A 10,250-nucleotide genomic window follows, 5' to 3' on the forward strand; every position below is an offset into this window, starting at 1 on the left:
AGTCAGGAGTCAGGAGTCAGGAGTCAGGAGTCAGGAGTCAGGAGTCAGGAGTCAGGAGTCAGGAGGAGATTTGAAAATTTCTTTGCTATCTCTCGAAATTCCAAAAAATGCACACTTTTTCAGGTATACCCTTCAAAACCCTTGCACTTTTTTCCTCTTTATCAGCGTGTAACCTTTGATATATCTGGGTTTTAGGTTTATTCAGCAAACCCTACTTAGTTCTTTCTGTGACTCTGGAAACATTTCTTTGTCCTGTATATGCAATATACACCAGAAGAGTTTGGACACAGTGCGGATTCGATTTTGATTTTGGAAGAAAGCAAGTAAACAAAAAGATCCCGGACTTTTTAAAGAAGTCGGGATCTCTGCAATTATGAGTGAAAATCAAAAATAATTTCAAAAAATAATTTAACAACTTATTTTGTGAACAAATTGTTAAATTGATGAAGGCACATTTTCCAGCAAGCGATCGCGAATTTCTATCAATTGTTCTTGAGTATTAACTGGACATCTTGGCGGTGGTAGTTCATTATTAGGCCAAGTAGGCAAATAATAACAAGGACACAATATTGATGGCATTCCCATAGTTTTAACAGGTACTGGCATCGCGCAGCGCCCACAAGGCAGGACTTCCCAAGTTGGGGTTAGCAGTTCGGCTATGTTTTCTTGAGTATCTTCTAAATAACAATCACGGGTTTCTAAGGCAAGAATTTGTTGCCAACACTCTTCAAACTCTGGACTATAGTTATTGCCCTTTAGCACTGGGTTAGGCAAGAAACTTTGATTACTATGACCGACTATCACTTTCTTCCCTAATTGAAACCAGTGAGCAAGATATTTTTTTACGTTTTGTTTGTTTGCCATATATTAATTGTAGATTTAAATGAGGGAATCTGAGTCCATTAATCCTTAATTTTGCATTAAGATTTGCTTGGTGGTAAGGGAAACCCAAGAACACTGAGATTAAGAACATGACCACCAGTTACTAAGTAAACCGATTCACATATTGCACCTAACTGACGGACTAAACTACCTAAGCGATCGCGAAATTTTCGACCTATAGGATAAGCTGGAACTACACCCCAACCAGTTTCTTCAGCAACAAACAGCAAATCAGCATCAATTAAACGTACTACTTCTAACAATTCTGCTAAGGTTTTTTCCCAGCTTAAATCATCCTCTTCCAAAAAATTAGCTACCCAAGTTCCCAAAGAATCAATCAAAATACAGGTATCAGATTTGGCATTACTGAGAGTGTCCGCCAGTTCCACAGGTACACACAGAGTTACCCAATCTTGTAGACGACGTTGTTTGTGTTTTTCAATGCGTTCTTGCCACTCTTGATCCTGGGGATTTTCCATTGCTGTTGCTATATAAATAACCTGTTTCCCGGACTGAATTGCTAAATTTTCTGCCCATTCACTTTTTCCTGAACGTGCTGGACCTGTTACTAAAATAACTCTACTCATAATTAATTATATTAATTGCCAATAAAAATACAACGCCTACCAACCCTTTGCACAAGAAAACCAGATAAATTTGCACTCACATCTTGCACTTTCTCAATAAAAGTGCAGTGGGCATTGCCCACCCTACGCAATAATCAGGGTTGTAGACTTAGATTTTCACATAGGATGATGGTGCAATATATGATAATAGTTAAAAAGTATCGGCAGCACAAGAAGCTTTAGGATCTGTTTATGAAACCAGGTTTAAAACGCATTGAGGCAACTTTACATGATTTAGGGATACGTAGTACCGACTTACCACCAGAAACCAGTGATGGGACAAAACGCCCATTCTCCTTTAGAATTAGCATCGGAGCTAAAAAAAGCCAAGAAGTTAAAGAAAATTCAGCCAATCAAGACATTAACACAGTTGATATAAATACCAATAAAGAAACCAATCCCCAATCACAGCCACATTTATTTTCTAAACATAATTCCGTACAAACTTTCCCAGCCCAAGAAACTGAAGTCAAAACACCTAGCTTACCCAAGTTTAAAACACCGAGCTTTAGTAACCATCGTCACGGTGCAAATCCAGCATTAGCGATGAATCTTTTACAAGAGATTCAAGAGATTGTAGCAGGATGGCAAACAGAATTACAATCAATTCTCCAGCAAATTCAGGATATTTATTTAGAAGGTCCAGTGATTAATGGCTGGTTAGAGTCGAATCCCCAAGAACCAGAACCAGGGGGAACTGCAACCCTGCGTCATGGGGAAGTTGAACGACTAATGGATTATGTGCAAGAGATTTGCGAGTCAAAAGAGAATGCTTCTTATCAATCATCCCGTACTGGCTACCGCCTTTGTGGAATTGATGCTACTGGTAAAGCCTGGTCGCGTCAATGTCCAGTTGATCAAGTTCCTCAAGTTAGCATGGCTATTGCCCGTTACCAAAAATTACGTCAGCTTTTTGGACGTAAACAATCTCTGGAAACTCGTTTAAACCAATTAGCGGAAACTCTTGTGGCTTTACACAGCCATATTCAACAGGGATAAGTAGGTAAGCGTTAAAAATTGTCGTTATCATCAGGCAGGAGGCTGAAGGCAAGCAGCCTATTCTGCGGAATTTTTTGCTTTTTTCCCTGGAAAGGGGAGGTTTTAAACCTTAAATGAAACAATTGTCAATGGTCAATTGTCAATTTTTACTTAGGGTTTGCTGAATAAACCTAAAACCTTGATATATCAAAGGTTAGAGGCTGATAAACACAGAAAAAAGTGCAAGGGTTTTGAAGGGTATACCGGAAAAAGTGTGCATTTTTGGGGATTTCAAGAGATGGCAAAGAAATTTTCAAATCTCCTCCTGACTCCTGACTCCTGACTCCTGACTCCTGACTCCTGACTCCTGACTCCTATGCCCTCACGGAAAGACTTTCTCAGCAACCCCTACTTAATAATCTCCTCTTGCAGCTTTATTTCTGATTAACTCCTGTTCAATTTCACTCTTTTCATAATCCTGTGCGCCAAAAGTTCGTTTTAGGGGTTCATTACCCAACTCTTCCCCTGCACGTTTGAGCATCTTGATCGGATTTTTTTGTCTACTTCCAGTTCCCAAATCTTTAGGAATTACTTCACCTGCACGCTTGCCACTTTCGATATAATCATCACCTATTTCTGGTGTTGTATATACCTTGGCTTTTCCCCTTTCTTTAGTTGAGTAAAAAGGTCTAACAACATCAGTTCTCACTAATTTCCCAGCTTTATTAGAATAATATGGTCGAGTTATTTCTGGCTTTTGGTTTTTCAGGGAATAATAACCAGCAGCCTGAGCCGAAAGCATAGGTAAGCCAATTAACCAGATTAAACCAGCTAACATGAATATAGCAAGTTGGCGGTGAATTTGATTAAATAATCTCTTTATTTCCCACATGAGAAAAATGTCCTTTTTAATATTTTACAAATGCCTAAATCTTAAAAAAATCTCCTTTAACTAACGTCTTACTTGGGGTTGGTTAAATGTATATAAAAAGTAATGTAAATAGGGCTTGCTGAATAAACCCAAAATACTCGTAAATCAAAGGTTTGAGGCTGATCAGGAGGAAAGAAAGTGCAAGATTTTTGAAGGGTACACCTTAAAAACTGTGCATTTTGGGTCTGATAAATTAGAAAATCTGGGGATAACAGATAGCTCAAACTATTCCCTATTCCCTATTCCCTATTCCCTGCCTCAATGAAGGGACTTTTTCAGCAAACCCTAAATACAGCAGTAGGAGTTTAGCAATGCTAAACCCCTACAGGTTTCCTATCCCCATGATGAGACTTTGATGGCTTACACCATGCTGCGGTATCAAAAAATCATTTCATACATCAGGTATTTGCAACAAAACAAAACCAAGCTGCAAAATCAAGCTGCAAAATCAAGCTGCAAAATCAAGCTGCAAAATCAAGCTATAGTTACCTGATGTGATAAATAAACATCTTGAATAGCGTGAAACAAGCGCACCCCTTCCTCAAACGGACGTTGAAAAGTCTTTCTGCCAGAAATTAATCCTGTACCACCAGCACGTTTATTAATTACAGCAGTTCGTACCGCTTCAGCAAAATCATTTTTACCAGAAGTACCTCCAGAATTAATTAATCCTACCCTGCCAGCATAACAATTTAATACTTGATAACGAGTTAAATCTATGGGGTGTTTTGTGGTTAATTCTGTGTAAACTCGCTCATCAGTTTTACCGTAACTTTTACCTGTAGCTTTAGCAATTGCTTCATAACCATGATTGCATTCTGGTAATTTTTGTTTAATGATATCTGCTTCAATGGTGACACCCAAATGATTCGCTTGTCCAGTTAAATCAGCAGCTAAGTGATAATCTTGATCTTGTTGAAAATTGCTATTTCGCAAATAACACCAAAGCACAGTTGCCATACCCAATTCATGGGCGTGTTTAAAAGCTTGACTTACTTCTTGAATTTGTCTATCAGACTCTGGTGAACCAAAATAAATTGTTGCCCCAACTGCGGTTGCTCCCAAATGCCAAGCTTGCCAAACGTCTGCAAACATAATTTGGTCAAATTGATTAGGATAAGTCAACAATTGATTATGATTTATTTTGGCAATAAAGGGGATTTTATGGGCATATTTGCGGGACACACTGCCTAATACACCTAAAGTTGTAGCCACAGCATTACAACCTGCTTCTATTGCTAATTTCACAATATTTTCGGGATCAAAATAAATTGGATTAGGTGCAAAAGCAGACCCGGCTGAGTGTTCAATACCTTGGTCCACAGGGAGGATAGAAAGATAGCCTGTATTTGCTAAACGTCCGGTAGAATAGATTTGTTGTAAATTTCTTACCACACGGGGAGAGCGATCGCTATTGATCCAAACTCGATCTATAAAATCTGCTCCTGGTAAATGCAGCAAATCTGAAGAAACCTTGGCTTTATATGTTAGCAAATCTTCTGCTTCTTTACCTAGTAATGATTCCAAGGAATTGGGTTGTAATAAGGTTGTAGTCATATTTTTTTCTCACGTACACAACCAGAAAACTTAGAAAGGTTTTTGGTTAAACACTATTACTATTTAGGGCTTTTAAATGATGATTTTGTCTACTTTCCCAAGACATATATAAATAGAAAGAGTTGACAAATTATATCATGTCCGGTGGAACACTTACGATATCTGTTGGGGCAGGGAATAGGGAATAGGGAATAGGGAATAGGGAAAAGCAAATATGTTCAAAACTTTTATATTGAATCACCAATCATCAATTACCCATTACTAATTTTTTCTGCTAGTTGAGGGTTAAGTTGTAGTAGTATGTTGCTGTCGGCAATTGCTCCTTCATAGTCTCCTAAATGGTAACGTGCATTAGCCCGCAAGCCATAAACTATGGAGAGGATAGGGTTAATTTGCAATGCCTGATTATAATCTGCAATTGCTTTTTCATAGTTTCCTAAATTGCTATAAACTAAACCTCGTTGATAATAGGCTTGATCATCATCAGGATGGAGTTTTATTGCTTGATTAAAATCAGATATGGCTTTTTCATAGTCTTCCAGGTGAGACATTACTAAACCACGATTATAATAAGCTTCGGCAAAGTTGGAATTAATTTCTAATGCTTGATGATAATCTGTGATTGCACCTTGATAGTCTTGAAGAGCATAGCGACTATTTCCACGGTTATGATAAGCTGCTGCTATGTTGGGATTTAACTTTATTGCTTGGTTATAATCAGCAATTGCTTCTTTGTAATTACCAAGAATATGCAGAATATTACCACGATTACTGTAAGCGGCAACAAAATCAGGAGAGTATTGTAAAGCCTGGTTGATATCTGCAATGGCAGCTTGATCATCTCCGTTTCTAAAACGAGCTAAACCTTGGTTATGAAATGCTTTAGCTATATCAAAATTGATGTTTTGAATAATATTTTGAATATTTTGAGGAATATTTTGCGGTAAGGGGAAAGAATTTTGGATGATGTTGAGGACTTGTTGATAATCTGCGATCGCTTGTTCAAATGTCTCTAATTGTAAATAGGCATGACCACGGTTATAATAAGCTTCAGCTAAATTGGGATTTAACTGTAATGCGTGATTAAACAATGCGATCGCACCTTCATAATCACCCTGTAAATTCTTCTTTATTCCCTGTTTAATCAACTCTTCAGCATTCATGTAATTTTTCTATCTTTAACTTTCTCTAAAAATACAAGTGTCAGGATTCAGGATACAGAATACAGGATACAGAATAAATGAGAGTTTTCGAGTTATTCTTGAGAGGTTGTTTGACAATTTTATGAAAAGGCTATTTTCCTGTAAGGGCGAAGCATTCGGGCGATAAATTATCAATTTTATGAAAAGGTTATTTTCCGAATGCTTCGCCCCTACGACTCCTGACTCCTTACATATAAATTACATTACTTCCTGTACCATAAACTGAGAACTTAAAGAATAATCTCTAATTTCCGTATTCACACCATGTATATTCACACTATGTATATTGACACCATGTATATTGACACCATGTAAATGATGCAACCTCAACTCATCACGTTGCTGCCAAACTGCAAAGATTTTATCTCTCCCATCATTAAGAGTTGCTATATCAATTTTATAAACTTTATAAACTTTATAAACTTTATAAACTTTATCAACCCCTTTATCAACATTATTTACCTGTTGCAACTTCAAACCCAATAAACTTAAAAGTCGATTAAGTATCGTAATTCCTGAAACAGATTTTTTTTCTTTCACTACATCAATACCCAAAGCTCGTTTAATATGTTTACTACTGTGAATAGCAACATTTTTTAACCAAATAATATCACTATCATTTTCACTAAATACTCTTCCTGATTCCAGGAATTGTAACATACCTAATGCTCTCATAGCTTCAACTTTGAGAGTATAAGTCTTGATATCAGGTAAGAAAACCTTACCCTCACCCCAAGATAATTGTTTTTGCCACTCTTCCTGATCTCTACCATGAAAATATTCACTTTCATGAGTGAGATAATAATGAATTAACAACTGTCCATAATATCCTTTATCATCCTGCAATTTTAACCAAGGAGTTACTTCCACACCATACCTATCTCTGAGAATATATTTATTAATTTGATTACGTTCTTCGTCACTGAGAGAATGTCTAGCTAATAACTGTTCATATTCAACATAATCAATTTCCTTAGCATTAGCCACAGCATTGGCAGCTATTAATTGATTTTCTTGTTTAATTTCCTTAATTTTACGTTTAATATCTTTAGCTTTTTGACGACTTTGCGCCCAATCTTTTTGGACTTTAACAATTTCCATGATTAATCTTTTACGAGTTTCTACATCCCTGGCATCAGTAGCAAAAAAAGCCAAACGTAAATCCCGCAGAATATTATTTTGTACAGCATTACTCCGCATAATAATTTTATGTCCGTCAGCTATTAATCCATCTTGTAAAGATTGACGATAAAGACGAATAGAAGCATTTACCCTAGCAGATAATTTTGCCCAAGTTCTTAAATGAATTGGATCATAAACTGCTGGTAAATCTACATCTATTTTATGTAAAGGACTGAGTAAAGCGAGATTTTCTTTTTGGTTTTCTTGATACCAATGAGATAGTAATTGATAATTGGTACTACCACTGCCAATTAAACCGATACCGCGTTTAGCACACCAGACAACACGGGGAACATCATCACGTACTCTTGCTAATGCTTGACGTGCTTCCGCGTCAGGAATTACCCCTTGAAAAATACCATAAACTCGGTCAAAATGTTGGACATCAATACTAATTCCTGTTCCCAAACTAGGAGTAACAAAAACCGTATCATAATCAGTAATTTTTTGATTAATAGCAGCTATGAAATCAGATGCTGCATGGCCAGGAGTATTAGTCGTTTGACTGCTAACCACCAAAGTATCAGGAAATTGCTTTCTCAACTTCTGCAAACGTTCTTTAAGATAACCTTCAATGGTTTCACAACTATAACGCCCCGTGCGACTATCCGTAGTTACATAACATTTACGTCCGGCAATTAAATCTAATTCTAATTGATGAATTAATGGAGTTGGGTTAGGTGAATCATAAAAAGTTACATCCCAACCTTTTTGGGGTTTCCATTTATTGACAACTACCCAAGGAGTAATTTTAGTTCCTGCTAAACCTTGTAAATATTCTAGAGAAACATCTGATAAATCAGCATCTTGGGCAATTATCAAACCTCCACTTTTTATAACTGTAGCAATTAATTGTTGGAAGACTCCCAGAATTTTCACTCGTTTATTTTTGCAAGTATTACTATTTAGTAAATGCCATAAAGATTGCTCAACTTCGTCTAATATTACTATAGCCCCTTGCCAATCTTGAGGATGCAATTTCCAAAGAGAATCAACACATAAACCAAAAGATTTGGTAATTGGTAGTTGGGGATGTTCTTCTATACTCCAAGCTTCATGGTTAATTCCCCATTTAATGCCTATTTTTTCACATAAAAATTTTCCTAAAAGGATGCGATGAGTAATTAATAAAACTGGTTGATTCCGACTTTTGGCTTGATTAACAATAGCTTCCAGTCCAGTAGTTTTTCCAGTTCCTTTAGCGGATTTTACTCCTACTAAACCAGAAGAGGGAAAAGGTATTTCTCCTAAATAAGCCAGGTTAACATTCAGTGCAGAAGAAATTGTTAACTCAGTGTGAGGTTTAGTTTGAGCTAGATAAATTTCTAAATCTACACTTTGACGATAAACTTTATCAAAATTAGCTGCACCTTTAGCAGCAATAAATTCATCAACGCCTTTTTCCGTTCCTGGTAGTTCCACAACTTTTACCGGACAATTTTGTTGTTGAAATAAACAACCGAGTTGGGAAATAGCATTATTGACAGCGGCGATTTTATTTGTTTGAGTTTCAAAATCAAAACATATATAAAAATTGCGTTTTTTGGTGGCGAAAATTGCTAAGTCAGGTATGAGTTGACGACGGGTAACTTGACCTAAGTTATCTTTAACAACGCGATAACCGCTAGTAATACCAGGAATAGCAATAGCAACATAGCCTTGTGTTAATAAAGCTGCGGCTTTTTTCGCACCTTCACAAATAATTATGGAGATATTACATTCCATCACCCATTGCCAAAAACCTTCCGCTTCACCATCATCAGCAATGGTGATATTGTCAGGCATATCCATATTGTAACGCTGGGCAACTTGCTGCCAAATTTTCAATGTCACCCGCAAACAAAATACCCGTGTTGGTGTGCTGGGAGGATGTTCATATTTAATAGACTTGCCTTTTTTGTTTTGTCGGGGTTGGGATGGTTTAAAACATCCCCATTCCATCTTATGCCAATTATTCAGTGGATCTCTTCCAGAACACCACCAACCACCTGCTGTAATATGGCTGTAATGCTGCAACCACGAACTTTTTACCATGCCAGTATTGGTGCGTGGTATTTGTTCCGATATAAGTAGGTACTGATAGGCGATCGTACCTTGGAGCGATATAAAATTTAGACGGGTTAAGTGTAAATCAATACAGCTATTTTGGACTAATTCTTCAAGGTGCTGGGGGTGTAAATAATCTAACATGGGCAGAGGCACTAAAAGAAGAAATGGGGTAAGGAAATAAAACCTTAACACGCATCTGCTGATTTTTGATAAAAACTTTGTGCCAAAATGGCAAAAGTTTTATACTTTGTTTATGGCAATACTTCGGTGATTACAGAAATAGCTGATTTTTCTTGTGAGATGGTAGAAATAATATTTTTGTATTGTGATATTTGTGCATGATTAATTTTTATTTATCAGTAAATTTTGGGTTTAAATAGTAAACATATACTGTTTAGATACCGGAATTGGTTAAATATATAGAGTATTTAGGAGTTGGCTGGGTAGTGAAGCATTTAATAAAGTTGAGAATAGGGAATTTTTATGTTGATTATTTTTGCACGATTAATTGTAATTGGCGCGTGTATTTTTCGGAAATATGGATTTCTAAATTTGGAAATTAAGTTTGCAGAAATTGAGCATGACTTCAAGGGTTTGTTCTCGATATTGTATTAACAAGCAAGCGGTTGAGGGGCTTACAAAAAAGCAATCAACTTCTAGCTTAAAGCAAATAAAATCAATCAAGATCAAGGAGTATTGAGTCATGCAAGTAATCAACAATAACGAATTATTCACTCAAGTTGCTGCTGAAGAATCTTCTGTTGTTAGTGGTGGTAATCTCGTTGACTTCGCTGCGTTCTCCTTCCTGGCTACGACTCCTGCTTCCTTTGGTGGAGTTGCTTA

Annotated in this window: 8 protein-coding genes; 2 read left to right on the forward strand and 6 right to left on the reverse strand. The window is 36.8% G+C overall.

Annotation, left to right across the window (positions count from 1 at the left end; all coding sequences use genetic code 11):
• The coding region (locus PN497_RS11375; RefSeq protein WP_272110165.1) for a hypothetical protein at positions 1–195 on the forward strand (195 nt) is incomplete at its 5' end.
• Between the two features lie 240 nt (positions 196–435).
• Here the strand turns inward: PN497_RS11375 and PN497_RS11380 are convergent.
• Positions 436–864: a hypothetical protein gene (locus PN497_RS11380; protein ID WP_096567017.1), complete on the reverse strand. Its 429-nt coding sequence runs from the start codon at positions 862–864 to the stop codon at positions 436–438.
• 56 nt (positions 865–920) lie between these two features.
• On the reverse strand, positions 921–1,469 hold the full coding sequence (cobU, locus tag PN497_RS11385) for a bifunctional adenosylcobinamide kinase/adenosylcobinamide-phosphate guanylyltransferase (RefSeq protein ID WP_096567019.1): 549 nt from the start codon (positions 1,467–1,469) through the stop codon (positions 921–923).
• 231 nt (positions 1,470–1,700) lie between these two features.
• On the opposite strand from cobU, the gene PN497_RS11390 reads away from it, so the two are divergent.
• Entirely contained in the window at positions 1,701–2,507 is an 807-nt protein-coding gene (locus tag PN497_RS11390) for a hypothetical protein (protein WP_096567021.1), read from the forward strand.
• Between the two features lie 391 nt (positions 2,508–2,898).
• Here the strand turns inward: PN497_RS11390 and PN497_RS11395 are convergent, their stop codons facing one another.
• The 4 genes from PN497_RS11395 to PN497_RS11410 form a co-directional block, all read right to left on the reverse strand.
• Positions 2,899–3,378 (reverse strand): hypothetical protein, encoded by a 480-nt coding sequence (locus PN497_RS11395; protein ID WP_096567023.1) that lies wholly within the window; start codon positions 3,376–3,378, stop codon positions 2,899–2,901.
• A 513-nt stretch (positions 3,379–3,891) separates the two neighbouring features.
• Complete coding sequence (locus tag PN497_RS11400; RefSeq protein WP_096567025.1) at positions 3,892–4,974, reverse strand: class I fructose-bisphosphate aldolase; 1,083 nt, start codon at positions 4,972–4,974, stop codon at positions 3,892–3,894.
• A gap of 251 nt (positions 4,975–5,225) precedes the next feature.
• Positions 5,226–6,137 (reverse strand): tetratricopeptide repeat protein, encoded by a 912-nt coding sequence (locus PN497_RS11405; RefSeq protein ID WP_096567027.1) that lies wholly within the window; start codon positions 6,135–6,137, stop codon positions 5,226–5,228.
• Positions 6,138–6,374: 237 nt separating this feature from the next.
• Positions 6,375–9,548, reverse strand: a complete 3,174-nt coding sequence (locus PN497_RS11410) for a plasmid replication protein, CyRepA1 family (protein WP_096567029.1) — start codon at positions 9,546–9,548, stop codon at positions 6,375–6,377.
• Positions 9,549–10,250 lie beyond the last annotated feature (702 nt).

Source organism: Sphaerospermopsis kisseleviana CS-549 (assembly GCF_028329225.1).
GTDB classification, from domain to species: Bacteria; Cyanobacteriota; Cyanobacteriia; order Cyanobacteriales; family Nostocaceae; genus Sphaerospermopsis; species Sphaerospermopsis kisseleviana.

Excerpts from the sequence above, each read along its gene's own strand:
- PN497_RS11390 (WP_096567021.1), top strand. The coding sequence starts at position 1,701 with ATGAAACCAGGTTTAAAACGCATTGAGGCAACTTTACATGATTTAGGG.
- PN497_RS11400 (WP_096567025.1), bottom strand. The coding sequence starts at position 4,974 with ATGACTACAACCTTATTACAACCCAATTCCTTGGAATCATTACTAGGT.
- PN497_RS11395 (WP_096567023.1), bottom strand. The coding sequence starts at position 3,378 with ATGTGGGAAATAAAGAGATTATTTAATCAAATTCACCGCCAACTTGCT.
- PN497_RS11410 (WP_096567029.1), bottom strand. The coding sequence starts at position 9,548 with ATGTTAGATTATTTACACCCCCAGCACCTTGAAGAATTAGTCCAAAAT.
- PN497_RS11405 (WP_096567027.1), bottom strand. The coding sequence starts at position 6,137 with ATGAATGCTGAAGAGTTGATTAAACAGGGAATAAAGAAGAATTTACAG.
- PN497_RS11380 (WP_096567017.1), bottom strand. The coding sequence starts at position 864 with ATGGCAAACAAACAAAACGTAAAAAAATATCTTGCTCACTGGTTTCAA.
- cobU (WP_096567019.1), bottom strand. The coding sequence starts at position 1,469 with ATGAGTAGAGTTATTTTAGTAACAGGTCCAGCACGTTCAGGAAAAAGT.